The 25,728-nt window shown below is 58.8% G+C and carries 25 protein-coding genes; 7 read left to right on the top strand and 18 right to left on the bottom strand.

What is annotated here, in order from left to right; translation table 11 throughout:
* Positions 1-143: 143 nt before the first annotated feature.
* From IFT66_RS22115 to phnF, 5 genes are all read right to left on the bottom strand, one after another.
* Entirely contained in the window at positions 144-656 is a 513-nt protein-coding gene (locus IFT66_RS22115; RefSeq protein ID WP_192078971.1) for a hypothetical protein, read from the bottom strand.
* 117 nt (positions 657-773) lie between these two features.
* Positions 774-1,271: a hypothetical protein gene (locus IFT66_RS22110; RefSeq protein WP_192078970.1), complete on the bottom strand. Its 498-nt coding sequence runs from the start codon at positions 1,269-1,271 to the stop codon at positions 774-776.
* 343 nt (positions 1,272-1,614) lie between these two features.
* The gene (locus IFT66_RS22105; RefSeq protein ID WP_192078969.1) at positions 1,615-1,878 is read right to left on the bottom strand and encodes a hypothetical protein; all 264 of its coding nucleotides are present in this window, start codon (positions 1,876-1,878) and stop codon (positions 1,615-1,617) included.
* Positions 1,879-2,557: 679 nt separating this feature from the next.
* The gene (locus IFT66_RS22100; RefSeq protein WP_199864915.1) at positions 2,558-3,346 is read right to left on the bottom strand and encodes a Type 1 glutamine amidotransferase-like domain-containing protein; all 789 of its coding nucleotides are present in this window, start codon (positions 3,344-3,346) and stop codon (positions 2,558-2,560) included.
* Between the two features lie 311 nt (positions 3,347-3,657).
* Positions 3,658-4,377, bottom strand: a complete 720-nt coding sequence (gene phnF, locus IFT66_RS22095) for a phosphonate metabolism transcriptional regulator PhnF (protein ID WP_192078968.1) — start codon at positions 4,375-4,377, stop codon at positions 3,658-3,660.
* Positions 4,378-4,485: 108 nt separating this feature from the next.
* Here phnF and IFT66_RS22090 point away from each other — a divergent pair, with 108 nt between their 5' ends.
* Together IFT66_RS22090 and IFT66_RS22085 are read left to right on the top strand one after the other, a co-directional pair.
* Positions 4,486-5,196, top strand: a complete 711-nt coding sequence (locus tag IFT66_RS22090) for an HAD family hydrolase (RefSeq protein WP_192078967.1) — start codon at positions 4,486-4,488, stop codon at positions 5,194-5,196.
* Positions 5,193-5,849 carry a pyridoxine/pyridoxamine 5'-phosphate oxidase gene (locus IFT66_RS22085; protein ID WP_249406552.1) on the top strand — a complete coding sequence of 219 codons (657 nt, stop codon included), beginning with the start codon at positions 5,193-5,195 and terminating at the stop codon, positions 5,847-5,849. Before IFT66_RS22090 ends, IFT66_RS22085 begins: the two co-directional genes overlap by 4 nt.
* A gap of 460 nt (positions 5,850-6,309) precedes the next feature.
* Here the strand turns inward: IFT66_RS22085 and IFT66_RS22080 are convergent, their stop codons facing one another.
* From IFT66_RS22080 to IFT66_RS22070, 3 genes are read right to left on the bottom strand one after another with little or no spacing between them, the layout of a single operon-like run.
* Positions 6,310-6,708: a nuclear transport factor 2 family protein gene (locus tag IFT66_RS22080; protein WP_192079032.1), complete on the bottom strand. Its 399-nt coding sequence runs from the start codon at positions 6,706-6,708 to the stop codon at positions 6,310-6,312.
* A gap of 5 nt (positions 6,709-6,713) precedes the next feature.
* The gene (locus tag IFT66_RS22075) at positions 6,714-7,610 is read right to left on the bottom strand and encodes an MBL fold metallo-hydrolase (RefSeq protein WP_192078966.1); all 897 of its coding nucleotides are present in this window, start codon (positions 7,608-7,610) and stop codon (positions 6,714-6,716) included.
* A 21-nt stretch (positions 7,611-7,631) separates the two neighbouring features.
* The gene (locus IFT66_RS22070) at positions 7,632-8,297 is read right to left on the bottom strand and encodes a DsbA family protein (protein WP_192079031.1); all 666 of its coding nucleotides are present in this window, start codon (positions 8,295-8,297) and stop codon (positions 7,632-7,634) included.
* 108 nt (positions 8,298-8,405) lie between these two features.
* Here IFT66_RS22070 and IFT66_RS22065 point away from each other — a divergent pair, with 108 nt between their 5' ends.
* Complete coding sequence (locus IFT66_RS22065; RefSeq protein WP_192078965.1) at positions 8,406-9,329, top strand: LysR family transcriptional regulator; 924 nt, start codon at positions 8,406-8,408, stop codon at positions 9,327-9,329.
* A 433-nt stretch (positions 9,330-9,762) separates the two neighbouring features.
* On the opposite strand, the gene IFT66_RS22060 is transcribed toward IFT66_RS22065, so the two are convergent.
* From IFT66_RS22060 to IFT66_RS22025, 8 genes are all read right to left on the bottom strand, one after another.
* Positions 9,763-10,950: a hypothetical protein gene (locus tag IFT66_RS22060; RefSeq protein WP_192078964.1), complete on the bottom strand. Its 1,188-nt coding sequence runs from the start codon at positions 10,948-10,950 to the stop codon at positions 9,763-9,765.
* A 56-nt stretch (positions 10,951-11,006) separates the two neighbouring features.
* Positions 11,007-12,020 (bottom strand): succinylglutamate desuccinylase/aspartoacylase family protein, encoded by a 1,014-nt coding sequence (locus IFT66_RS22055; protein ID WP_192078963.1) that lies wholly within the window; start codon positions 12,018-12,020, stop codon positions 11,007-11,009.
* A gap of 148 nt (positions 12,021-12,168) precedes the next feature.
* The gene (locus tag IFT66_RS22050; RefSeq protein WP_192078962.1) at positions 12,169-13,482 is read right to left on the bottom strand and encodes an alanine racemase; all 1,314 of its coding nucleotides are present in this window, start codon (positions 13,480-13,482) and stop codon (positions 12,169-12,171) included.
* Positions 13,475-14,431, bottom strand: a complete 957-nt coding sequence (locus IFT66_RS22045; protein WP_192078961.1) for an amidohydrolase family protein — start codon at positions 14,429-14,431, stop codon at positions 13,475-13,477. Before IFT66_RS22045 ends, IFT66_RS22050 begins: the two co-directional genes overlap by 8 nt.
* Positions 14,428-15,369: an ABC transporter permease gene (locus IFT66_RS22040; protein ID WP_192078960.1), complete on the bottom strand. Its 942-nt coding sequence runs from the start codon at positions 15,367-15,369 to the stop codon at positions 14,428-14,430. Before IFT66_RS22040 ends, IFT66_RS22045 begins: the two co-directional genes overlap by 4 nt.
* Positions 15,366-16,328 (bottom strand): ABC transporter permease, encoded by a 963-nt coding sequence (locus tag IFT66_RS22035; protein ID WP_192078959.1) that lies wholly within the window; start codon positions 16,326-16,328, stop codon positions 15,366-15,368. Before IFT66_RS22035 ends, IFT66_RS22040 begins: the two co-directional genes overlap by 4 nt.
* A complete protein-coding gene (locus IFT66_RS22030; RefSeq protein WP_342344810.1) occupies positions 16,325-17,857 on the bottom strand; it encodes a sugar ABC transporter ATP-binding protein in 1,533 nt (510 codons plus the stop codon). The genes IFT66_RS22035 and IFT66_RS22030 overlap by 4 nt, the downstream gene beginning before the upstream one ends.
* A gap of 10 nt (positions 17,858-17,867) precedes the next feature.
* Positions 17,868-18,935: an ABC transporter substrate-binding protein gene (locus IFT66_RS22025; RefSeq protein ID WP_192078957.1), complete on the bottom strand. Its 1,068-nt coding sequence runs from the start codon at positions 18,933-18,935 to the stop codon at positions 17,868-17,870.
* A gap of 235 nt (positions 18,936-19,170) precedes the next feature.
* On the opposite strand from IFT66_RS22025, the gene IFT66_RS22020 reads away from it, so the two are divergent.
* The 4 genes from IFT66_RS22020 to IFT66_RS22000 all read left to right on the top strand — a co-directional run bounded on the left by IFT66_RS22020 (position 19,171) and on the right by IFT66_RS22000 (position 23,823).
* Positions 19,171-20,274, top strand: coding sequence for a LacI family DNA-binding transcriptional regulator (locus IFT66_RS22020; protein ID WP_192078956.1), 1,104 nt, complete (start codon positions 19,171-19,173; stop codon positions 20,272-20,274).
* A gap of 756 nt (positions 20,275-21,030) precedes the next feature.
* Positions 21,031-21,318, top strand: a complete 288-nt coding sequence (locus IFT66_RS22010; RefSeq protein ID WP_192078955.1) for a metal-sensing transcriptional repressor — start codon at positions 21,031-21,033, stop codon at positions 21,316-21,318.
* A gap of 10 nt (positions 21,319-21,328) precedes the next feature.
* The gene (locus tag IFT66_RS22005; protein ID WP_342344809.1) at positions 21,329-22,537 is read left to right on the top strand and encodes a HoxN/HupN/NixA family nickel/cobalt transporter; all 1,209 of its coding nucleotides are present in this window, start codon (positions 21,329-21,331) and stop codon (positions 22,535-22,537) included.
* Positions 22,522-23,823, top strand: a complete 1,302-nt coding sequence (locus tag IFT66_RS22000) for an MFS transporter (protein WP_192078954.1) — start codon at positions 22,522-22,524, stop codon at positions 23,821-23,823. The genes IFT66_RS22005 and IFT66_RS22000 overlap by 16 nt, the downstream gene beginning before the upstream one ends.
* 117 nt (positions 23,824-23,940) lie before the next feature.
* Here the strand turns inward: IFT66_RS22000 and IFT66_RS21995 are convergent, their stop codons facing one another.
* Together IFT66_RS21995 and IFT66_RS21990 are read right to left on the bottom strand one after the other, a co-directional pair.
* The gene (locus IFT66_RS21995; RefSeq protein WP_192078953.1) at positions 23,941-25,263 is read right to left on the bottom strand and encodes an MATE family efflux transporter; all 1,323 of its coding nucleotides are present in this window, start codon (positions 25,261-25,263) and stop codon (positions 23,941-23,943) included.
* Between the two features lie 102 nt (positions 25,264-25,365).
* Positions 25,366-25,728, bottom strand: a 363-nt coding sequence (locus tag IFT66_RS21990; RefSeq protein ID WP_192078952.1) for a zinc-binding dehydrogenase, incomplete at its 5' end; no start/stop codon positions are given.

Genomic DNA, 25,728 nt, shown 5'->3' with positions numbered 1-25,728 from the left:
AAGCCTGAGCCAATACCCGGGGGACCGTTGTCCCTTCGGTTTTGTATAGAAGCAGAAAATGGTGGCTGGTCATATGCAGACCAACCTCATGGTCATGTCGATGCGTATGCTAGCACCCCCAACGCGTCCAAATCCGGCCTATGTCAGCGATTGGTAAGCCCGTTGGCGGCGCGCTTTCGCTTTATGCTGTCCACATCTTTCCCGATGCTGGTCCTTAGATTCCGCAATCCGGAACGGCTCGACTCAGCCGCAGCGGCGGAGACAGTCGGATCTGGATAACGGCGGTCCCATTCAAGAACAGAGGCGATGGTTTTTTGGAGCGCGGGAATGTCTCCAAATGCCCACTCGTTTACGTCAGGGCCTATCGTCGCCATAAACGACGAAAATAACGCGGGCTGTCCGGTTGGATCCTGATCCGGGTGAGAAACAAGCTGCGAGCGCCACCGCAATTGTCCGGCATAAAACCAGAAAACCGCCTCGTCCTCGCGGCCTGTTTTCAAAAGAGGCAGCGCCTTTTTCATTAACTGGCTCGGATCAAGTCTAGATGCCGCTTCTGCTCCGGCCGGGAACCGAGGGTTCTGCGCGAGAGTAACCTCGGGGAGCACGACCAGACACGAAACGACAAAAACGAGGAAGGCGAGACGATGAAGCATCATTTGTATTCCGATTGGAGAAGGAACGCCGCTATCGCGGCGAGCCGCCTTGCGGCCTCGCTCGCCGCTAAGAACACTTCGCCGACGCCATATCAATGAAACCGGCGGTCTCAAGAGCGACTACAGCGCCGCTTCAAGCACGCTGATGATAGCGTTCGTTCGCTCGTCGACATCAGCGGAATTGGTAAAGGGCCGAAAGTTGATGTCCAGCGTGCCAGATCCGAATTTGACGCGGTCCTTGTAGGCGGACGCCGAAATTCCGGCGTCGATGTAATGGATATTGATGGTCGTAAGCTTAGCCTTCAACGCTTCCTTGCCCATCGCATCCTTGGCAACATTTTTCATCGCATTCTCGATGGGAAGAAAAACTGTTTTGACCAAATAATCGTCCTGACCATAGTACTGGTCGTCGCCGGGCAGCGCGAGGCTATTCCAGTCGACCTTGATGGCAACCTCAAAGCCGGCGGCGTCCTGGATTCTCTTCTGAACCGCTGGAAATTTGTCTTTCTCGACAGCAGAAATTGCCCGGCGCTCTCCAAGAGTTGGCAAGATCTGAGCCGCCGTAAAGGACGCTGATAGCGCCAACGCCGCAACTGCAAATACAACAATTTTACGCATGTAAATTTCTCCATCAAACTAAGTTCGGACGTTTAAGTTTTTCTGGTTGGACACTTCTTCAGGTCAACCCAGCTTTCCGTGCGCTGAAGACATTCGGACCGCGTCCGGCCCCAAGCAGACCGATCGCTGCCATCACTCTCAACGCTACCACTAGGCGCCCCATGCGGAATTTTCCCAAGAATATCAGGTTGCAGGCAATCTGGAGCCGCTGAGCGCAAAGGCAATCCCAGGATGCAAACAATCGCCCGAGCGATGGCGAGGTTCAGCCAGATGCAGGCAGAACGGCAAAGCTTGGTCGGAGCTTGAGTTTCGCCCGTTCGGCTCACTACAGACAAGGGCGCGTCTAGTGCGGTTCCGCACTCAGGGCGTTCAAAACGGTTTGCGCTTCCGCAAAGCGACGGCGCAGGTCGGCCTCCTCTGCCTCAACGTTGTCGCAACCCAGTTGCTTTAAGGCTTTATCTATCTCAGCGGCACGCTGATCGTCATAGGCCTCCTCGTCGGCCCAGTGGGTACACTGGTTACGGCGTTCTAGAAACGCGCTCACTTCGCCGGGCAGCTGATCTGCTGCCGCGAGTATCACCCCAGCAATCCAAAAACCGATTATCAAGCCATTTTCCAGTACAGTGATGGCGTAAGGTCGCGCGATTTAAATTCGTCGAAATGAGTCAACCTTTGCGGCGATACAAGCCCGAAAAACTAACGTTGAGGCCGCCGCAATTTTTGTTGTCGCGCGCCCACCAGATACGGATCGCGAAGGATCATTCGCACACGGCAACTGAACTCGTCCCCGTCGTCGTAACGAAGTGTCGCCTCATCGCCCTCAGTGTAGGCAAGAACTCCTGCGTCCAGCTTTGCTGTCCCGGACACCGTTCCAGTGTGCACAGTCGCTTCTTGTTGCGGGTCTTTCATTCCGCGGGTTGCATCCCCGGTGACGGTCAAAGCACCGTCAGCTGCGGTTGCAATCAGGATGTCGCACTCTCCTGCCGACCACTCCCCAGTCCAATCGTTAAGCGACCGTGCAACCTTCCGCCAGCACGATCGGATGCGAAAGTCGCGAAAGGAATCACATTCGAGTCCTCGAAGAAGGGTAACCCCTTCCCCGGCTATGAACTCTATTACCTCAGCGGGCGCTTGCGCCTGCCCTTGCCCACCTTCGCCGTACTTCTAGGGCTCTGAGCTATCGAGGCTGAGCGACGTACGTTGCACGCTTCCAAGGAAATCGAAGCGGCAACAACTTAGAGACGATTTAGGGCACTGAGGTGCTTTGTTCTGCAGCTTATTGACAACTATGGAGACAAGGCACTTTGCTTCACACGGCTAGATAGGAAATGCTCCCCTTGCCCATTGTGGATAGCGTACACGTCGCCATCGGTCATCGCTTTAAACGGGATTTGAGTGGCTTTCATGAAAGCTACGGCCTTTTCGGCAGCCTCTGCCTCGTGATGATCAGAGCGATAGTGCGGCACGATGGCAAAATCGACAATTCCCATCCCCTTCCAAATAATGTCGGCGTCGTACCCTTCGGCAAGCTGTTGTGGCTCATCCATAAGCTCGATACCCCTTAAATGAGGGGTCGCGACCACAGCCCCGGCGCTGAAGCCGCCGTAAGCTATCTCGTCTGCCGCCAGCATCGGACGAATGACATCCTCAAAGCCACTTTGCCTAATAGCTCGCATAAGAAGAAATGCATTGCCGCCTAACAACCACACCATTCCGAATTTCCGCAACGCGTCTGATAATGCACGTGGATTGCCAAAATACGTCCTTAGGTCGAGGGGAGCAGCCTCTAAACCAAGCGCTGCAAATTCGTTGAATGGGTTATAGACCTCAGCCTCGTACTGGCGTCTTGCCTCCGGAGGGCGGAAATCGAGTGCGTTGCCAATGATAGCCACGCGCCCTTGGCCACTGATATCTACCAGCTTCTCTGGATAGTCACCAATGCGGTACGATGATAAATAGACCCGCACGTTTGCGTTCCTCTTCGTTACTAAAGGCCGGTACGCCTGGACTACCTCAAGCACCGGCTGATTCAAAGAACCAAAGCCGACGTGGAGAAAGTGAATAACTAATCTCATGGCTTTGCGGCTGAAGCCTATTGCAGTGGCGCTCCGAAAGATTGCGAGGTGCTCGAACAAAGTATTTTCTACTCACCGCCCTCCTTAAAATTCAACCCTGACCACGTTGTAGCCGGGTTGGCCCGTGCATGCTGTCCCCAGTTCCCGCGCACTTCTGGCAAGGAGCAACGGAGCGAAACCGCAACGTCCGCAGTATGCCCTTGCTGGAAATTGGTTGACTAGGGCAGTCCCCGTCTCTGGAACTAAAGGGATCAGATGATGACGCGTTTATATCACCTTGTCGCCTTGGTGGGGTACGAACCGTCAATTGCTCAGCTAGTAATGTGAATCTCAACGGCACGAGCCGAAAAACAACCTGTGAAATAGGATATCGCCTTGTCCGCAGGAGCCTCATCAATCGCAGTGTAAGCCAATACAGGTTGCGATCTCGACGACCTGAGAAAGTCGCATTCGACGGTCGTCGGCATCCTCGCGACGACGATTGTGCTAGCTCTGTGAAAATCAGCGATATTGAACTGCTTTAGCGCCATACTGATTGAGCCAAGCTCGTCAAAAATCTCGGCGAAACCAGCAAATCGTGTCGCACAGCAGTAACGCCTCCCAATTCCGATTGGATGGCCGCTGGCATACGCACCGATCTCAATCGCGATTACGGGCGATGCAATTGTCAACGCTAGTGGAACTGCAACCTCTTCATTTGCGGGCTCCAACCAGTGTCGGATGATTTTTCTTTCCGGAGTTGCGCCCACGGCTTTCAGATTTTGGTCAAACCTTACCCTAGCGCCAATAGCATAAGAGATCGGCGTATCGGCAACAAAGGTGCCGTTGCCATGAAGGATGCGGAGGAGCCCGTCTTTCTCCAATTCTGCTAGGGCGCGTCGGGCTGTCATCCGGTTGATCGCAAATTCTTCAGCAATCTGGTGACTGGAAGGCATTCTTTCGCCAGGCCTCAATATGCCTTCTTCGATCCTTTCACGGATTTTGTGCGCCGCCTGCATCCATAGCGGTGCCCGTGAACCAGCGTTAGCCATTTTTTGAACGCCCCCTTTGTCATTCCACTGTCATGTTGACGATGGTAGAGGTATATACCTCTCGTAACGCGAACATACGAATAGTACGTTATAAACTGTAGGTTCTTGATGTTGTCACCGCAGCTCTCCAAACGCTACCTACTATGGGATTTCGACGGAACGTTAGCGGCGCGCAAAGGGCGCTACACAAGTGCTCTCGAAGCCGCAGCCATCGCTGCCGGTCCCGCATTCGCCGGTACTGCTGATTTCATCAGGCCATTCCTATCGGGTGCTTTCCCTTGGCACGGTGCCAAGCTGGCGCATCCCTGGGCAGGGAATGCCGATGGGTGGTGGAGCCCGATCCTTGCCGCAGCTGAAACGGCTCTCCTTACCCTTGGCATGGAACCGAGGCTGGCCGTTTCGGTCTCGAAAAGATCGCGTGTGGATCTTGCTGGTTGGCAGGTAGATACCGATGCTGTCGAGGTATTGGAACATCTGTCTGCTCTAGGTTGGCACCATGCAGCTCTTTCCAACTTTGCTCCAGAGCTTCCGTTGTTGATGGAGGGCTTGGGCCTTACCGGTCATTTCGATAAAGTCTTCTGCTCAGGGCGGATAGGAGTTGAAAAGCCATCACCAGCTTTTTTCCGATACGCGATTGCATCGCTGGCTCCCGGTCGGGCTCTGTGGATGATTGGCGACAACCCCGACGCGGACATCGCGGGCGGCCAAGCTGTTGGGCTGTCGACCATACTTGTTGGGCGCGGTAGTCACGAAGTCAGCCTCGTCGCTGAAACACTGTCCGAAATTCCGGAAATTCTCCTCAAGGAACATCGCCAATGAGCATCTCTAATCCGAACCATTTGTCGATGAAAGACAGGTTACGTCAGATCCCCTCCCTAAAAGGGCCGCTTCCTCATATGGACCTGGAGAGATTTCCCGACACACCGCACGCGGCATTCACAATGTGGCTTGAGGATGCTCTTGCAGCTGGCATCAAAGAGCCACATGCGATGACGCTATCCACGGCAGATGAGAGCGGCTGGCCGGATGCCCGAGTTCTTATCTTGAAGAATGTCGATAAGCGCGGCTGGCATTTCGCAATTAAGGCCGAAAGCCCGAAGGGTAAGCAGATAGAAGTGATGCCAAAAGTCGCGTTGACATTCTATTGGCCTGACCTTGGGCGCCAGGTTCGCATACGCGGCGAGGCTGCCGTGCTCAATGCAGAAGAATGCGCCAAAGACTTCCTGGAACGACCCTCCGGTTCCAAAGTGAGTGCGATAGCATCGAGGCAAAGTGACGTTCTGAAAGACAACCGAGAGCTCGAGCAACGTCTTAGCGATGCCCGGACCTTCCTAGCGGCAAACCCCGACCACGTTGCACTGGATTGGCGTGTGTATGCCGTATCTCCTGTTGTTGTTGAGTTCTGGCAGGGGGCGTCGGACCGCAACCATATTCGTTTGCAGTACGCCCTTGCTGGAGATGGAATGACCTAGGAAATGCACCGTCTGTGGTCCTGAAGGGGTCAGACAAAACCCGTTTATACTACCTTGTCGCCTTGAAGGGATCCGAACCAATGGCACGTTTATTGGCTGAACTAAGCCGCCGAAAAGGTGGCGTAACGCTGGGTGATGGAACCTGAGCTTGCGAATGGAAGCGTCATTCAGATGCTTACCGACTGGGAGCTGCCAAGCGCCGACTTGTGGGTCGCTTTATCCAAGCGGGAGACTGCCGACCGCAAAGGCGCGTGCCTCCGTCAACTGGTTTGAAAACATTTTCTCGAACCTGTCGAGCTGATCCCCCGCCCTGAAAGAATCTGAACCAACGACCGCCATTTCGAAACCTCAACTGCCAAGGAAAAATCGATAGTTTCCTTTGGAGTTATCTCAAAGACGGATTGGGGGCGTTCCACATTGGCGAGCCCCCAACCATACAGCGTTCTCAGTCATCCGGCTGTCAGGCATCTGGGACGATGGCCCGGTTCACCAGCAGCGTATCGACATATTGGACCATACTGACGATCTTACCGTCGCGGACCTCGTAGAGATGGGCAAAGTGCGCCGTCATCGACTTGCCTGTCGCCTTGTAGGTGCCGGAGTAGATGCCGAACGCCGCAACACGATTGCCGTCCTCCATGAGGGTATGGACTTTCGCGTTGTAGCCGATCCACTCCGTACCGAGCCTGTGGAATACCCCGGCGACAATGGCGTCGGGGCCGACATAGGTGCCGGCATAGGGGAAGCCTTCGGCTTCCGTCCACGTCGCATCGTGCGCCAGGGCCGCAAGCAGGTTGCGGCCGTTATCCTCGGATGAGCCCTCATAGGTGGCCCTGATGAGATCGAGATTGGCGCCCATCGCGATCAGCCCCACTTCATTTCGCCGGTGGCGACCTTGGAGCCGATGTCGAGTGCCACACCCATGCCGAGACCCGGGAAGCGTGCTTCCATTGCAGCCTTGAGCGATGCGGAGTCCTTATGCTTGGAGAGTTCCTCCTCGAACGCTTTCAGGTAAGCGATGGTGTGCTGAACACCGGAAAGATCGGTCTTGGCGTCGGGCACCATGTGTCCGGCCACCACGACAGCCGGCTTGCGCGCCGCGATCTTTTCGAGATTGGCAACCCAGGCAGCCCGGAGTTCGGCGCTGTTGGTGTCTGCCGTCCACACATGGACACCGTTGAAGATCATCACACCGCCAAACACGGCGTTCAGGGATGGAACGAAGAGATAACGCCGATTGGCGAGGCCTTCCGCTTCGACGATCTCGATCGTTTCACCGTCAACCGTCAGGGTCTTGCCGTCGAAGATATTGGGCATGACGACATCGGCCAGCGTCTGCGGGCCATTTTCCTTGAGTTGCGGTCCCCAGACGGCAAGCTTCTTTTCGACACTGGCCTTGATTGCGTCAACCGTGGCTGAGGCAGCGAGCACCTTGGCGTCGGGGAAGGCGACCTTGATCGGACCGAGGCTGAAATAATAATCTGGATCAGACTGGCTGACATAGATCGTTGTGAGCGTCTTGCCCGTTGCCTTGATCGCTTCGGCCAAGGCCTTGCCGTCGGGAAGCGTAAAGCCGCCATCGATCAGTACAGCTTCAGTCGGGCCGGAGACCAGAACAGGCGCACGGAAGAAGCCAGTCTGCCCGGCGGGAAAATGCTTCCAGGTGAGGCTTCCTGCGGCATGGCCCAAGTCAGCGGGCGCGAAAACCGCGGTGGCGCCGACGGCGAGAGTGGTTTTCATGATGGTTCTCCTCGTGAACATGATTGTCTCCAGGTTTAGGCTTTAGGAAAGGGTGGGCCGGGCCCTGCCAAGAGCAGAAAGCCTCGCTATAAGATCATCGGCGTTGCCGAACAGCTCGTGGGCCTTGACCAGCTCGGTTCGCTGTCCGTCATCGACAATCAACGCTGGCACGCCACCGGCTTCGAACTCCCGCATCAGCAACTGGGCCCGCTCGACACGCTTGCGGTTTGCCACCAGCAGCTCCGCATCCGGTGCCGCAAGGCAAGCGGCGGCGGCACTGAGGTCGGCCCTCTCCAGGATATCGCGCAGTTCCGACAGGTCGGTAACGTCGCGACCAGCGACATAGCGCGCTTCCTGGATGAGCCGAATTGCATCAATTTCGCGAGACGGTTCTGTCAGAGAAACGGCTGTGACTGCCAGCGTCGGTGGGCCAGAATCCAGCAATCCGCCACCGCCGAGCACCTTCACGCGATAATCCTCAGTGAACTGCTCCCCCGTTAAGCTCGCGATGCGAACATCATTGGACCAGGCAAAATTCGCGAAATGTTCGTCTACCACCCGTGCGCCTGTCCCTGAGAAAAGACCAGTCGGCGCGAGTGCGACGATAAGGTTTGGCAGCGCGGCGAGTTGTGCAAGCAAAGGCGACGCGCCATAGCACCAGCCGCAGAGGGGATCGAATAGGTAGGTAATATGGGGCCTATCGCTCATATCTTGCTCCTTGCGCATCTTTAGATGGCATAAAAGGATTAGAGCGAGAAGTCCGTCGAAGACGACAAAATGTATGCTATAAGCAAACAATCAATTTGGAGCGCACGCATGCAGGAAGCGACCAATCTCAATCGGCTGGCCTATTTCGTCGCTGTCGTCGATGCGGGTTCTTTCACGCGCGCAGCCGAATATCTCGGCATTACCAAGGCTGTCGTCAGCCAGCAGGTTGCGAAGCTCGAAGAGGAGGTTGGCACCACGCTGCTGATGCGCACGACACGCCGGCTCCAGCCGACCGAGGCAGGAAGGATGTTTCACCTTCGTTGCGTCCTCGTCTTGCGCGAGGCCGAGGATGCCCTGAGAGAGTTGGCTCAAGCCAGAACAGAGCCAAAGGGTCTGCTGAGGATCACCGCGCCATACGACTATGGCACCTCGGTGATTGTGCCCATGGTGACCGCCTTCACTGTCCGATATACGGACTGCAAGGTCGAACTCTGCCTCAGCGACAAAATGGTCGATCTCGTCGCCGACAGCATGGACCTCGCTATTCGCGTAGGCTGGCTGCCCGATTCAGGCCTGCAAGCCCGCCGGATTGGCGCGTTTCGACAATATCTGGTTGGCGCACCTGAGCTCGTGAGCAAGGTGGCCAAACTTAACGAGCCTGGCGATTTGCCATTCCTGCCCTTCGTCGCCAACAACGCGCTAAAGGAGCCCTTGGAGTGGACCTTTGTCCGCAACGAAGGAGGCGAGGCACGAACTGTGCGTTTCAAGGCCGACATTGCGATCAACACAACGCCGGCCGTGATGGAAGCTGTGCGGCAAGGCGGCGGGCTATCAGTTTTGCCGGACTTCCTAACGGCCGCAGACATAGCGAGCGGACGGCTGGTTCGTGTCCTTCCGGACTGGCATCTACCATCGGGTGGTGTCTATACGGTATACCCGGCCGCCCGCTTTAGACCGCCTAAGGTCTCTGCGTTCGTAGACCTGTTGATTGCGTCCGTTAAAAGCGTAACGGGATCCAATGGAATAGACTGAAGAAAGGTAAAGTCAGAAGAAACACATCGGATTCGCTTCAGCGTGCCACCATCAAATTTCCTTGACGAAAGTTAGAAGATTGCGAGTTGTTGCAACCTGATATCCGTGGGCTTGAACCAATCCGAACCTACGACCAGTCAGTTGATCGACATCAAGGTGCTGAAGCTAGGTGATAATCTTTTTTATATCGGGCGACGGCGAATGAACAGTTCGGATCTTATCCAAGGTCACAAGATCGCGGTGCGAACGCAACAATGGTGGCCGGCTGTGATGAGATCGACTTTCCGGAAACTGCTACCTTGTCGATACTGGCACTCGCAAGCCAGTCATTCAGTGGAGAAACAAGTACTCCCCCAATCGAAGCCGATATGGTTCTTGCGGGCTCACAACGAGCATCATGCCGAAGTAACACCGTCAGATAGAAACCTCGCAGTTACGTTCGCAATCCATGAATGGCTTGTCGAACCCAATCGAGTCTCCGTTGCGGAATAAGCCCGTAGTTGTAAAAGTTAATGCCATCGGCGCCGCCATCGATTGCCGCTCGTGCGCGCGCCGCAAGTGCCTCAGCCGATGTGACTTCGGGATAAAACACCCGAAATCCGGCTCCGAGATACTTTTCTGGTCCGAGGGCAGTACGACCGGCCTGCATCAGGTCTGACACGGCGTCCGGCTCCATGGAGTAGCAGCACAGGATCGCACCGTCGCAGATCATGCCGACTGCGGCGAGATCGACGCCGCCGAGCCAGCCGTCTTTAAGGTCGATGAGAACAATGCGCGTTGCCGGATCGGCCGCGGCGCGGATCTCCGCCACGAGGCTCGTGACCGGCTCCGTACGCCAGCTGAGGTAACTATACAGGTCGGGCCAGGCACGGAAGGCATCGATGCCCTCCGCCGGGAAACCGGGAACCTGCGCCTCCGGCACCTCCCGCTCGCAAAGCTCGGCGATAAACCGCTTCACCGTGTCGCGTGCTCCTTCAACCGCAACACCCGCCTTTTGCGCCCGCGCCATGCAATGATCGCAGAAGCAGAGAGACATGAAAAAGTCATCCTCCGGCAAAAGCCCGACGCCGTCTTTTTCGTGATGATACTCGTGCGCGAAACCCATGAAACTCGGGCTTTCGAGCTCCACCATGTCGGGTTTGTAGCTCTGCGTAATTTCGGCGACCATGGTCACGACATAGTCGCGGGCGGCCGGGCTCGACGGGCAGAGATTGTAATAGTTGGCGTTGCCGAAGGCGTTGCGCGTCACATGTTCCGGATGGAGCATGCCGAGGCGCGTGTTGTGCAGGCAGACTGTCCAGCAGGAGACCTTCATGCCGCCGGTCGCCCGTGCCTGCTTCAGTGCCGCCAGCATGTCGCCGCGCTCGGTCACATTTTGGGCCATCAGCGGCCGGATTTCCCTTCCGACCCAGGTCGTGTCCTGCGGACGATAGTAGACCGTACCGTCTTCGGGAAAATATGCCTTCTGAAGCGGACTGCGCGGCTGGAGGAACCGCCCCGCATGATAGGAGGTCGCGAGACTGATGCTGTTGAGACTGGCGCGGTCTCGCAGTTCGGCGGTGGCTTCGACAAGTCCCTGGTCCTGAAGGTCCCAAGGATAGGTCCACATGGAAAGATGCATGGCGCTGCCTTTCGTCCGTTGAAATGAAGTCCGCAAGGTAGGATCGAATGGCCCAGTCAGCCGTCGATCGGCTCGGCCACCTGGATGAGGCAATCGCCTGCCTGGCTGTCGCAATGCAGCCGGCTCGAAATGACGACGCCGCCTTCGGCAAAAAGCAGCGCCTCCTCAGGTTGATCCAAACGCTCGAGGTCGTGATACCAGCCTGCAATGTCCCCTTGAAGGACGGCAGCGCCGAGCCGGACGGCCGGCTCGAACCAGCCGCGTCGCTCCGCATAAATACCCTGACTATGGCGTGACAGGGACAGCAGTTGCAGGGGACCCGGTGCTGGCAAAGGTTTTCTCGACAGGATCGGCCCGTCAACGATCCCGAGTGTCAGCAAAAGGCGGTCGATGGCGCAAGCTGTAAACGCCATGCTATCCGGAGTGACCGTTCCACCGCCGCCAAATTCGCCCGAGAGCCCGATCGCGCCGGCACGGCTGGCGGCACCCATCGATGTCGGCGCGGACTGACCATTGTCGGCGATAAAGGCATGGGAACCGCCGATGGCGGCTAGAAGTTCGGCCGAGCGCCTGAAGCGAGCGTCATCCGCCTGTCGCTCGATCAGGGTGCAGGGGAGATGCGCCATGGATGTGCCGCCCGAATGAAGATCGAGGACAATGTCGTGGAAGGGAAAGAGCTGTGTCTCGAGAAAGTGCGCTAGGCGCGCTGTCGGCGTGCCGGAGGGATCGCCGGGAAACGCGCGGTTGAGATTGCCGCCGTCAAACGGCGAGCAGCGTTTTGCCGCCATGACCGCCGGCACGTTGGCAATTGGCAGGATGGTCATGGCACCCCTGATCTTTGACGGCTCGAGGCGCCGCATCAGGCGCGCCAACTGAAGTTCACCTTCATACTCGTCGCCGTGATTGCCTGCCATAAGCAGGATGCTCGGCCCCTCGCCGTTCTTCAGGCGCAGGACGGGAATACGGATCTGGTAGTAGGGCGAACGGTCGATCGAAAAAGGGATCGCGAGAAAGCCGGCCTGTCGGCCCTCTTTCGCAAGATCGATCGGATTGACGAGGCCACTGTGCATTTTGTCTCCAGTCTAACAGCGCAAAAAGTGGGCGCGCCGCGGCGTATGTTGAAGGTCGACCCATGCGTTCAAGACGCTCGGTCATTCCGCCAGGCGTCGAGTCTCCGACGAAAGATATGTCGGTACCGCAACCGGCACCCTACGATCCTCAACCAAAGCTCGTGAGATAGGCATGCCTCACGCGATGATCGGGGCCGAGCCCATAGACGACGGCATGTCGGTCGAGGCAGGTGCAGGGATGCGAAATGCCGAACGCGATGACGTCGCCGACAGCAACCGTGCTTTGCGTGTCGACCCGGATGAACGCGTGCTGGTCGTTGAGCCGCAGCACCTCGCACCCGTCGAGATCAGCTTGATACTGCCCGTCGCGATAAAGCTTAAGCGGTCGCGGCAGACCCTGATCGTTGGCGACATCGCGCAAACCCATGCCGCAGATGGCAAGTCCGGGTTCCGGGCAAGACAGCACTTCCGCCCAGATCCTGAGCGCCGGAACGAAGGCCGCAGCGGCGGACTCCACGATCCCTTGCCGGACATAGCCTTCCCGGGCATCAAGAGCGGCAAGCCCGCGCTCATAAACGCCGTGATCGTGGAAGAAGATGGCGCCGCTACGCAGGACCAGTCGGCAGTCCGGATCCGCAGCCACCGCATTGGAGAGCTCGGCAACCACCATGTCAAAAAAAACGGATCCCCCCGCAGTGAGGATCAGGGAGCGCGCATCGCAAAGGCGCTTCCGGACCAGGACCAGAAATTCGGACGTCATTTGCAGAAGCCCATGTATGCGCTCCTCCGTTTCCCGGGCGTCGCTGGTCGCCGCCGCCCCTTCATAGGCAGCAATGCCTGTCAGCCGCAGACTTTGCGTTTCCGAGGTAAGCACGAGGTCGAGGATGTCCAGCCCGGCCTGCACCGTCCGGGCCCCTCCCCGGCCGACACCAAATTCGACGAGGAGGCCGAGCAGTGGAAGGTCGTCCCGCTCGCTCCAGGCCTGACGAAGGGATTCCACCGCCTCCCGCGAGTCGACGAAAATGTGAACTTCCGCGTCCGGGAACCCGGCCAGCAACGCGGACAGCCGCCGCGCTGCTGCGAGGCCGCCGATTTCATTGGCTAGGATGAGCTGTCTTTGACCCGCATTTAAGAAAACGCTTAACTGGCGGATGTCGGCAACTGTCGTACCCCATGCGCCCGCAGAAAGGAGCGCCTCTGCGAGAGCAGGCGCCATCGGCGTCTTTGCATGCGGCGCAATCTGGACACCGTGGTCGTCCACAAATCCCATCATTGCATCGACGTTCCCGGCGAAGGCGGTTTCATCCAACGACATCAGCGGCAGTGCCATATGCCCGTCGTAAGGCGTCCAGTTCTGCACGCCGATCGCTTCAAGCGGCAAAGGCCGGTGTCCCGGTGGAAAGCCGCGGATGCGGTCGTCGAGGACTGGTGTGGGCGTGGTGTTCAAGGTGACGTCAGACATGGTTTTCTCCCATGGCAGGCGTTTCGACCTCGTCAAGGCCGAGCCGGTAGGTGTTGTTGGCAGTGGTGAAGAACAGCGATGTTTGCTCATCCAGCGACAGCGGTTCGGCGGCGCGGCGGAACACCTCGTAGACCTCGTGGAATGTGGCGTGAAGGCCGGCAACCGGAAAATCGCTGGCGAACATGCAGCGGGCAGCGCCGAAGCTTTCAAGGCAGTGCTCGATGACCGGCTTCAGGCTTTCGAAGCTCCAGCCGTGGTCATAGGCGACCAGATCGGAAATCTTCAGGCGGATATTGGGCTCTTCCCCGAGAGACGAGAGGCCGTCTCTCCAAAGAGCCATCCCCTCCTCTGTCCGATCCGCCGGACTGCCCCCGTGGTTCAGGACGAAAAGCGTCTCCGGAAAGCTGCGAACGAGATCGCAGGCCTCATGCATCTGCCAGGGATAGAGCATCAGGTCGAAGACCAGGCCGAGACCGGACAGATGCGAAAGCCCCAGACGCCACTGCGGATCACTCATCCGCCCGGCATGCGGCGCAAAGCTTTTGTTGGCATCCGGATGCCAGCTGACGATATCGCGTATCCCGACAACGCGCGGATTGGTCGCTTCGGCCTCGATCTTGATCCTTGCATCGGGATCGTCCAGCCGGACACGGGCGACATAGCGTTCCGCAATGCGGCCTGTGTGGTCGAGCGTGTCGAGCCACGCGCTCTCCTCCAGCGGATGACCGTCCGACCAGCCTGCCTCGACATGAACGGTGGCCACGATATTCTGCCGCGCGGCATCCCTGGCATAGTCCTTGACGCCGTAATCTCGCAGCAGGGACGACATCTGGCCGAACACCATCTCACTTGATGCACCAAACTTTTTTTCCAGCCAGGGATGGCGCTTGAGGCCGAGATCCCAGAGATGATGATGCGGGTCGATCACCGGTCCGTCATAGCGCGTCATCGGCGTGCCTCCCTGCCCGAGATCAGCAGCAGGCCAAGAATGAGGGACCCGAACATGATCGAACGCCAGCCGGGCGAGGCGTTGACGACCGTGATCAGTGCCGTCGTGGTGACCAGAAGGAGGGCGCCGGGAATGGTTCCCGCATAGGTACCGCGCCCGCCGAGGATTGAGGTGCCGCCGAGCACGACCGCCGCGATCGAAGTGAGCAGATAAGGATCGCCGATGCCCACATAGCCCTGCCGGTTCATGCCGAGAAGAAGAATGCCGGCAAGCCCAGCAAAGAAGCCGGAGAGCGAGTAGAGGATGAGCGTGTTGCGGGTCAAACTGACGCCCGACAGGCGGGCGGAGAGCGGGTTGGCACCGAGAGCGAGGAAGCGTGCACCGATCGGCATGCGATGGATGAGCATCAGCACGACAGCCGAGACGACGATCCACAGAACCACACCTGCAGGGACCCCGAGAGGTCTTGCCTGGCCGAGCAGGATGACGGCCGGGTTCTGGACGGTCACCGCGCTGCCGCCGGCGACAAGAACGAGCATGCCTTGCAGAAATGTCGCCATTGCCAGCGTCATGATGATTGGTGGAACCCTTAGAACCGCAGCGCCAAGCCCGTTGAGAAAGCCTACGCCGATGGCAATAGAGAGTGCCAGGACGACGCCGACCAGTCCCGTCGGATCCCAGGCCGGCGACAGAAGCGGCAGCAGGATGGCCGTGACGGTGATTACCGCGCCCACGGACAGGTCGATGCCGCCCATGAGGATCACCAGCGTCTGGCCGGCGGCAGCGATGCCGATGACCGATGCAAGCTCCAGCAGGTAGCGCAGATGCCCAAAGGCACCGAAACCGCGCAGCGTGAGACCGGCAACCAGCCAGACGAGCGCAACGAGTAGGAACGTCAGAAGTGGCGGATTGCGAAGGATGGTCTTCAAGAGGCTCATCGGTTGGTCCTCCAGCGTCCGAGCAACTCCGGTACGGCCACGGCTCCGACGATGATGAGCCCTTGCGCGACATATTGCGCGACCGGAGAAAAACCGAGAAAGAACATGACGTTGATCATGACTGACAGCAGCAGGCTGCCGCAGACCGCCCCCCGCATCGTTCCCTTGCCGCCGAGAAAGCCGACACCGCCGAGAACCGCCGCCGCGATAGAGTTCAGGGTAAAGGGTGTGCCAATTATGGGATCGCCCGAACCCGTCTGAGCCGCCACGAAAAGCCCGGCAAGCGCTGCAAGAAGACCCGACAGCGCGAAGGAGACGATCTTCACGCGATCGATCGGCACGCCGGACCGATAGGCGCCAACAGGATTATCCCCAGCGGCATAGATGCCGAGCCCGAGCGGCGTGGCGAGGAAGAGTTTCCAGAGGCCGAGGATCAGCACCAGCAGCAGGAATGCCACCGGCGTATGGCCCGCCAGCAATGTGGAGAGCCATTCCGGCACGAAGCCGCCCGGACGAGGCAATAGGATAAGAGCAACGCCGGAAATAATGAAGGAGCCGGCCAGCGTGACGATGATCGCCGGAAGGCGCAGAAGTGCAACGATTGCGCCTGTTGCCGCCCCGATGCAAAGACCGGCAGCGGCGACCGCGAGAAATCCACCAAACGTGCCGAGGGGTCCGCCCATGGTCGTTGCGGCAATGACCGCGCCCAGACTGACCATCGGACCAATGGCAAGGGTAATGCCTCCGTTCAGCATCAGCAGCGCTTGCGCCATGGCAACCAGCGCTAGCGGAAACCAGTTCTGCGTGAATTTTGAAAACCCGCCGACCGACAGGATACCGGGAAAAAGCACGGCATAGAGAATCAGAAAGGCGGTAACGACGATGTACAGGCCGAGAAGGCCACGATTTCGCCGGCGTTGCACGGCGCCGTAAAGGCTCGATGAGGCTGCAAGAGTCATTGGGCAACCTCTTCTCTAACGATGCGTGTCTCGCCATCGGCCTCGATACCCATCGCGGCGCCGACGATCGCTTCCTCCGTGATCGCGTCCCCGCGCAATTCCAAAACGACCCGGCCTTCCCGCAGCACGAGCACCCGGTCGCAGAGATGAACGAGTTCCGGCGTATCCGAGCTTGCAAGGATGACAAGACGGCCCTCGCCTGTAAAACGCCGCAACATCTTGTAGATTTCCCGCTTGGTCTCGATGTCGACGCCGCGCGTGGGATCATTGAGAAGCAGGACGCCAGGATCCAGCGGAAGCCATTTCGCCAGAGCGACCTTTTGCTGGTTTCCACCAGAAAGCGCCTGGACAGGTCGCGCCACGTCACCCTTGATCATGAGCTGGCGGGCAAGATCGCCGATCATGTCGGCCTCAGCGCCCCGGCTGCGCAGACCCCGGCGCGCCAGCTTGGCGAGCGACGGCAGGATGATGTTCGAGGCGATCGAATGCGTCAGCACAAGACCTTCATGCTTCCGGTCGGCCGGCACATAGACAATGCCCGCGGCATTGGCGGCGGCAACATTGTTCGGAAGCCCGGATTGACCGTCGATCTTCGTCTCGATGGATCTCGCTGGAATGGCGCCATAAAGGCCGAGAAGAAGATCCTCCTGCCCCTGCCCGACCAGCCCGCCTATACCGAGGACTTCTCCGGCGTGCCCGAGAACATCGGCGTCGCGCACAATGCCGGCGGAAAAGCCCTTCGTGCTGAGGCGAAGAGGGCCCGGCACGATGTCTGGACGAGGCGGAAAGAGTGCGCCGGTTTCGCGACCAACCATCAGCCGGACAAGGCCTTCCCCGTCGATGCCATCGAGCGACCGGTCGGCCGTGATGCCGCCGTCCTTCAGAACTGTGACATGCGAGCAAAGCGCGCGGACCTCGTTCAGCCGATGGGAGATGTAGAGGACGGCCACACCACGGTCCCGCAGCGTGAAGATGACGTCAGCAAGAACGCTGGCCTCATGGGCAGAAAGGGATGATGTCGGCTCGTCCAGGATGAGGACGCGTGGCTTGGCAAAGAGTGCCTTGGCGATCTCGACCATCTGGCGACGCCCGAGTGACAGGCTCGACACTGGCGTATCGAGCGGCTCTGTGACCCCGACCAGTTCGCAGACATCCCGCGCTCCAAGCGCAAGCGCGCGGTAGTCGATCAGGCCGAACCGCTTCGGATAGGCGCCCAGCCCGATGTTCTCGGCAATCGACAACTGGCTGGCAAGGCTTAGCTCCTGCTGCACGACACCGATCCCGGCCGCCCGCGCCATAGACGGCGACAGCCGTGCCACGGCTTTCCCGTCGATGGCGATCGTGCCCTCGTCCGGCGTCAGGGCGCCGGACAGAAGATTGATCAGAGTAGATTTGCCGGCTCCGTTTTCGCCGAGCAGGGCATGCACCCTGCCCGGCTGAAGGGCGATATCGATGCCCTTCAGCACCGGGTTGCCGAAAAACCCCTTGAAAAGCCCGCGCGCCTCCAGGATCGGCCGAACCTCTGTCACGTCGAATACCTCACTGGGCGAGGAGTTTATCGAACAATGCCTTGTCGTAGTCCGAGTAGATATATCCATCGGCGGGGAAGTTTTCGGCGCGTGCGAGGTAACTCTCAACGGAACTGTCGTCGATGACCGGCAGCGGAACCTTGATGAAGGCTGGAACGGTTTTTCCTTCCAGAGCCTGCACCGCCGTATAGACCGAAAATGCACCCAGCCAGTTCGGCTGCATGGTCGCCCATCCCTTCAGGCCCTTCTCCTTCCAAAGTTCAAGGAACTGGCGGGCATTCTCACCCGTGATCGGCACCTGTTCACGCCCCTGACGATCAAATGCCAAAACGGAACCGGCCGATAGCGCGCCACCGAGGGACAGCACCCCGTCGATCTCCTGATTGGCGAAGAGCAGGCTCGTCATAGCTTCCTGGGCAGGCGCGACATTGTACTCCGAATTGGTTTCGGTGATGACTTCAATGTCTTTGTTGGCATCCAGAACCGGCTGCGCACCCTTGCGGCGATCGTCTGAAACCGAAATGCCGGCCGGACCATTCATGACGATGATCTTGCCCTTGCCGCCCAGTTGGCCGACCAGCCACTTTGCTGCGGCCCCGCCCCATTCGGCGGAGTCGGTGTTGATCTTCGCAGTCACCTTGTCCGTGTTGACGAGACTGTCGAAGTTGACGATGGCGATACCCTTGTCGCAGGCATCCGAGATGACGCGGTCCAGTGCGTTGGAAGAACCGGCGATGACGACGATGGCATCAACATTGGCATCGATCATCGACTGGATATGCTGGATCTGGGTTTGCGCATTACCCTGGGCGTCGGTGATCATCAGGTCCTTGACGAGGCCAGACTTCTTCAGTTCGTCGACTTCGGCTGTGATGGTACCCTCGGTCTGCTTCATCCAGGTCGGCACCGAATAGATATTCGCCCAGCCGATCGTGTAAGGCGCCTTGCGGTCACCCTTGATGCATCCCGATGCAGCGGATGCACCGCTTGCAGTTGCAGCAACCATGATTGCGGCAGTCGCTGCTGCAGCAAGAAGACGGCGCATGGAGGCGCCGATTGGCGTTGTCACTGTGATCATGTCGTTCCCCATTTTTGCAGGCGGCAAGGTTGTGAACAAGGCTCTGCATCGCCGCTTTATGACAACGTTACCATCAGTAATAGTGGAGTCAATGACAACGTTACCATTCGCGCAAGAATCCGATTGCATGGCTTCGCGCCGGACAGCATCCAAGGCTGGCCTCCCTCAAGATCTGGCGGTTGCCTGGCACCAGAGCGCGGACTAAACATCATCCGGAACAAAGGATTGGAGACCAATGGCTATCGAGCGCAAGGAAGACGAGACGACCTTCGTATACGACGAGGTCGTACGCATCACCGGCGCCGGTGGGTCAAAGCCAGTCCTGTTTGATGGCCGAGAAAGGGAAAAGCTGGCGCGGGTCGCTATTGGCGACGTCGCGCGCCTGGCGGAGGTTGCGCCGATCACCGTCTCCAGGGCGTTGCGAAACCCGGAAAAGGTCAGCGCAGACAAGCGCGAGCGAATCCTGCGTGCCGTTGAGCAAACCGGCTACAGCGTCAATCCGCACGCCAGCGCGCTGAAAAGCGGACGGTCAAATGTCGTGCTGGCGTTCGCGTCCAACCTGATGAGTGAACAATTTTCTTCTGCATTGAAAGCCTGCGCTGCCGTGCTGGAAGACGCCGGCTATCTTTTTCTTGTGGGTCAGACGTCCTATTCCTACGAGCGCGAAACCGCCGCCATCCGCTCCCTGCACGCGATGAAGCCTGCCGCCGTCATGTTCACGGGTGTCATAGAGCTGGAAACCAATCGGGAGCTCCTGCGCGGACTTGGCATACCCATCATGGAAACCTGGGCTTTGCCGCGCGACCCCATCGACATGCTGGTCGGGTTTTCCAACACGGAGGCTGGACGACGTGCTGCAGAAATGCTGCACCGGAAGGGTTACCGCTCGGTCTCCTACATCGGCCGGCGCAGTGGACGCGGTGCCCTGCGCCTGCAGGGCTTCCGCAGGGGATGTGAGGCACTCGGATTAACGTTTGTCGGCGAACATCTCATCGACGACGTCAATGGAGTTTCGGACGGACGACGTCTGCTTGCCGCTGCATTGTCCCAGCCGGTCAAGCCGGAGGCGCTCTTCTGCAGCAATGACGTGCTGGCGCTCGGATGCCTGATGGAAGCCCGCCGCCTAAACATACGCATACCCGACGATCTCGGCATTCTCGGTTTTGGCGAAAGCGACATCGCCGCCGAGATCCCACCCGGCCTGACGACGATTGGAATCGACAGCGCGCTGCTTGGTCGTGAAGCGGGTGAAATGCTGATCGCAAGCCTGTCTGGAACGCCGCCTGCTCTTAATTTGAAGTGTCTTGAACTGATCGAAAGCGAACGGGGCAGCATCTAGTAGATGATAACGGTCTCGGTCAGCAGGACAGGCTTAACCTTCATGCGGACATCGCTCACGACCGTTTCATTGTGGACGTACGACTATCTGTGGCAATCAACTCCACCCACTTAAGTGAATCAGAGGTCTTGATGAGATACGAACCGCCGCGCCCGTAATCAAGACGGCGGCTTCCTTGACGATATCGTTCTGCTATGCGTGTGTGCATTGGCTGGTTAGCAATGCCGGAAATACAGCCTGTCACGTACAAAGCCGATCAAACGCCGTCAGGACTTTGGTGCGTGGATCGGCTTCCGGGCTCTTCCTCGCTCGGACCGTCGGGAAGCCAGGAAAGGTCCCCTGCGGGAAACAGTCGCCCGCGACAAGTCAACGCGGCCGTGAAACGGCGAGTCCGGAAGCTTGACGGCCGCCCGAGCCTCGACACGAATGGACTGGTGGATCCCTGCCGTTCCATAACTCCAATCACGAGGGTCGCAAACGGTTTCGCAATACCGGCAGTCCCGACTTTCGACGTCAAATACGCTGCATGCCGCGTTACAAGCTGCATTACACTGACATCGGGGAGCTGACACGGTAAAATGAATTTTTAGCCGGAGCGCTCGGCAAAAAATGATCGACCGCCAGCATAAACTATCCATCGTGCGTCAGGCCAAGCTTCTCGGCTTCAGCCGAGGCAGTGTCTGATATCATAGCGGCAAATGAAGATTCAAACAGATGCCGATTGAGATATCCTCTCCAGGGGGATAGGAGTGTGCAATGAGCGAAGCAACCCACGGCCACCGACACGACACCCATTCCGACATCGTCAAGCGGCTCAAGCGGGCCGAAGGACATCTGAAAAGCGTCATCGCCATGATCGAAGATGGGCGCCCTTGCCTGGACATCGCTCAGCAGCTCCACGCCGTGGAGAAGGCTATCACCAACGCCAAGCGGACGCTGATCCAGGATCATCTCGATCATTGCCTCGAAGACTCCGTCGGCTCTCTCGGCCGTCAGCAGCGGCAGGCGATCGACGAGTTCAGGACCATCACCAAGTACCTGTAAGGATACTCCGATGCCTAGTTTCGCAGACCCGTTCGCACGAGGCTCGGCGCACGCCCGGCTATTCGTCCCGAGTGCGATCCTTCTCGGTGCCCTGCACGGTCAGGAGCCGGGTCATTCCAAAACCATGATTGCGGCCCTCATCGTCGCCGTGCGCGGAACCGTCGGCCAGGCCGTCCCTCTCGGCATAGTCGCCACCATCTTACACGCCGCCGTCGTCTGGGCGATCGCATTCGCTGGCATGTCCATCTGGCAGGGCGTGGATGGCGAGACGTTCGAGCCGTATGTTCAGCTCGTCTCGGCCGCGATCATCATCGCGGTCGCGCTGTGGATGTTCTGGAGGACCTGGGAAGACCAGCAGATGGCGAAGGCGGCCTCCGGGCATACGCATGGCGGTCATTACGGCGGGCATGGACACGGCGGCCACGACGAAGTGCGCCGGGTCGATACCGGGCACGGTGTGGTAGTGCTCGAAGTCTTCGAAGACGGGATTCCACCTGTCTGGCGCATGTGCACCGAACGCGGGCATGCTTGGGAAGCGTCCGACTTGACCGTGACGACGGAACGTTCAGATGGCTCGACGCGGGCCTTCGCCTTCGTCGACAGGGGCGGCTATCTCGACTCGACCACCTCCATCCCCGAGCCGCACGAGTTCATGGCGCGCCTGAGCCTTGGCCACGGCAACCACACGCATGATTACGACCTGTCCTTCGTCGAAAGCGAGGGCCACGACCACTTTCAAGAGGGACTCCATAGTCTCGACGTCGCAACGGACGGTTATCTGGATGCTCACGCGCTGGCCCATGCCAACGAGATCCGCCGCCGTTTCGCTGACCGTAACGTCACCAAATGGCAGATCGTCCTGTTCGGACTGACGGGTGGTCTGACCCCGTGTCCTGCCGCAATCACCGTGCTGCTTCTCTGCCTGCAATTGAAGGAGTTCAGCCTTGGTTTCGCGCTGGTTCTGTGCGTCTCGATCGGTCTTGCGATCACGCGGGTGATGGTGGGAGCCATCGCCGCTTTTAGTGTGCGCCATGCGACTACGCTTCGGATGGTGAAGCACGGTCGCCCGTCGCGCAGCCTAAATCTACGGTCTGCTTATCATCGCCGTCGGCATCTATGCCGGCATCCACGGCTGGCAGGGACTATCCGCACATGCGGAGGCTCCCGCGGTCACGACACAACAGCCGACGCGAGGTTGAACCGATGCTATCCGTCCTGAAGAACCGAACTTACCGCCATCTTTTTCTCGCTCAGGTTATCGCCTTGCTCGGGACAGGGCTGGCGACCGTGGCGCTTGGTCTGCAGGCCTTCGAGCTCGCGGACGGCAATGCGGGCGCTGTTCTCGGAACGGCGTTGGCCATCAAGATGATCGCCTATGTCGCGGTCGCCCCGATCGCCACGGCGTTTACCGAACAGATGCCGCGACGGGCGATGCTGGTGACGCTCGACCTGATCAGGGCCGGCGTCGCACTCTGTCTGCCCTATATCACCGGAGTGTGGCAAGCCTATGCGCTGATCTTCATCCTCCAGGCAGCCTCCGCGGCTTTCACGCCGACGTTCCAGGCGACCATTCCCGACGTCCTTCCCGACGAAGATGACTACACCAACGCACTGTCGCTCTCGCGCCTGGCCTACGATCTGGAAAAGGTCGGCAGTCCGTTGCTAGCGGCGGTCCTGCTGGCGCTGATGAGCTACCACAATCTCTATCTCGGAACCGTCGTCGGGTTTCTCGCCTCAGCAAGCCTGGTTGTATCGGTTGTGTTGCCCGACCCGAAGCCTGGCCAACCGCGCAGCATCTACGACCGTACGACCCGTGGCCTCCGCCTTTACCTGACAGTACCGCGCCTTCGAGGGCTGCTGGCGCTCAACCTCGCTGTCGCAGCAGGTGGATCGATGGTGTTCGTCAACACAGTGGTTCTGGTCCAGGGTGTCATGTCGCTCCACGAACGCTACACGGCAACCGCTCTCGCTGCCTTTGGTCTCGGTTCCATGCTGGCGGCACTTCTTCTTCCGCGGCTTCTGAAGAGGATCGACGACCGCCCGACCATGCTGTCGGGAACCGCGGTCCTGGTCTTGGCACTGCTGGTCGGCATGTTCACAAGTTCCTATGCAGGCCTTGTCGTCGTCTGGGCGGTGATCGGCGTTGGTTACTCGCTCGTTCTCACGCCATCGGGACGCATCCTGAGACGCTCGGCTTCGCCCGAGGATCGTCCAGCCCTTTTCGCAGCCCAGTTTGCGCTCTCGCACGGATGCTGGCTGATCACCTATCCGCTTGCGGGCTGGCTCGGTGCGACGGCGGGCATGACCGCGACCTATGTGGTTCTCGCCGCGATGACCGCACTCGGTGCCTTCGCGGCCGCGTCCCTGTGGCCCGCGGCCGACGAGGATGATCGGCACGTGCACGCCGACCTTTCACCGGATCACCCGCATCTATCGGGCGCGAAACTGGTCACAGGCGGACACGAGCATGCCCATCCCATCCGAAAAGATCTCCTCCACCCGTGACAGGATTTCTGGAACGGGTCACGATGGCGCTTGGGATCGCGCCGAAATCGTCTCCGCCAGGCATGGATCTTGCCGCTGTTCCGGCTCTACTCATGGTCCGTATACTCGGTCAACACGTCATATCTCTTCAAAGACATACTTCAATTTGAGACCTAGCGTCACCGCGCGAGCGAGCATCAGGATCATCATTGCTATCCACAAACCCTGATTCCCCCAAATCTGCTGCAGGATATACGCGGCGGCAATGAAGATGCAGGTCGAGATGATCATGCTGTTGCGCAGATCGCGGGCACGCATTGCCCCTATCATGACGCCGTCGAGCATAAAGCTGGTCACGGAAACGAGCGGCAACGCGATCAGGAAGGGAAGCAGGGTTATGGCAGCGGCGCGGACATCCTCCTGATTGGTGAGGAGAGCGATGATCGAAGGTCCAGCGACGGCGTAGGCCACCGAAAACATGCACGCTACCAAAACCGACCACACAAACGCGGCCTTGATCACCTGGGCGAGCGCCTTTTTTTGCCGCGCACCGATGACTGAACCGACCAGGGTTTCAGTGGCATTCGCAAACCCGTCCAAACCATAGGAGGCAAAGCCGTGCAAATTGAGCACAATGGCATTGGCGGCGAGGATCGTGTCGCCTTCCTTGGCACCGCTGCGGGCAAACCAGCCGAAACAGAGCAGAAGGAAGAAGCTTCGCAGAAAGATGTCCCGGTTGACCGCGACCAGCCGTCGAAGCGCCAACCCGTCCAGCAGCTCTTTCATCCGCACTGCGGGATGCGCACCGAATGGCTTAATGATGAGGAGACCTGCGATCAGGGCAATCCATTCCGCGACAGCTGTCCCTGCCCCGATACCGGCGACGCCACAGTCGAAAACGAGCACCACCGTCAGAGTTGCGAGCAGGTTGACGATGTTAAGGGCGATTTGCAGCGCGAGAGATATCATCACGCGCTGGCAACCGAGAAGGAAGCCGAGAAGGACAAAGTTGCCGAGCGTAGCAGGCGCCGACCAGATCCTGGCGAATGCATAGGCCGACGCGCTTTCGTAGACCGCTTCGCTGCCGCCGAGAAATCCCAGGCCGATCTCGATGATCGGCTTTTGCAGCAGGATGATCACCGTGCCGCCGACGGCTGCGATGAGCAGCGCTCGAAACAGATGCATGCGCATGAGCACGCTATCGCTGGCACCCCATGCCTGGGAAACCAGACCGGTCGTTGCCATACGCAGAAAACTGAAACTCCAGAAAAGGAAATTGAACAGCACGCCGCTCAGCGCCACACCGCCGAGAAAGGACGACCCCGGAAGATGTCCTGCCACCATCGTATCAACGAGCGACAGGATCGGCTGGGCAAGATTTGCCAGAATGATGGGAAGCGCCAGAAAGAGCATTCGGCGGTTCCAGTTTACCTCCGTGCCCTGCGTGGTTGAAGCGGTCATAAGCTACAAAGCCTTGACGGGTAGAAATTCGATAGCGCTACAGTCTCGATCGGCATCTGATCGCCCCCATCCTCCGGATTTTCATTGGACGTGATGATGGCCTCACCAATCCATGACGACCTTCCCGGAATTGCCGGAGCGCATAGCCTCGAACCCGTCTCGAAAGCCGTCGATGCCGATGCGATGGGTAATAAGAGGCGAAAGGTCGAGGCCGCCCTGCACGAAGGCGATCATCTTGTACCAAGTCTCGAACATTTCCCGCCCGTAGATGCCCTTAAGATTGAGCATCTTGAAGATCACTTTGTTCCAGTCGATCTCGAACCCGGTCGGCGCGATGCCGAGAATCGCAATCTTGCCGCCATTGTTCATCTTGTCGATCATGTCGCGGAATGCGGGGGCCGCGCCCGACATTTCCAAACCGACATCGAAGCCCTCGGTCATACCGATGCGCTTCATCACGTCCGA

Origin of the sequence: Rhizobium sp. CFBP 13726, assembly GCF_014841925.1 — a bacterium.
Classification (GTDB): domain Bacteria; phylum Pseudomonadota; class Alphaproteobacteria; order Rhizobiales; family Rhizobiaceae; genus Neorhizobium; species Neorhizobium soli.
This window is presented reverse-complemented; position numbering and strand designations above follow the sequence as displayed.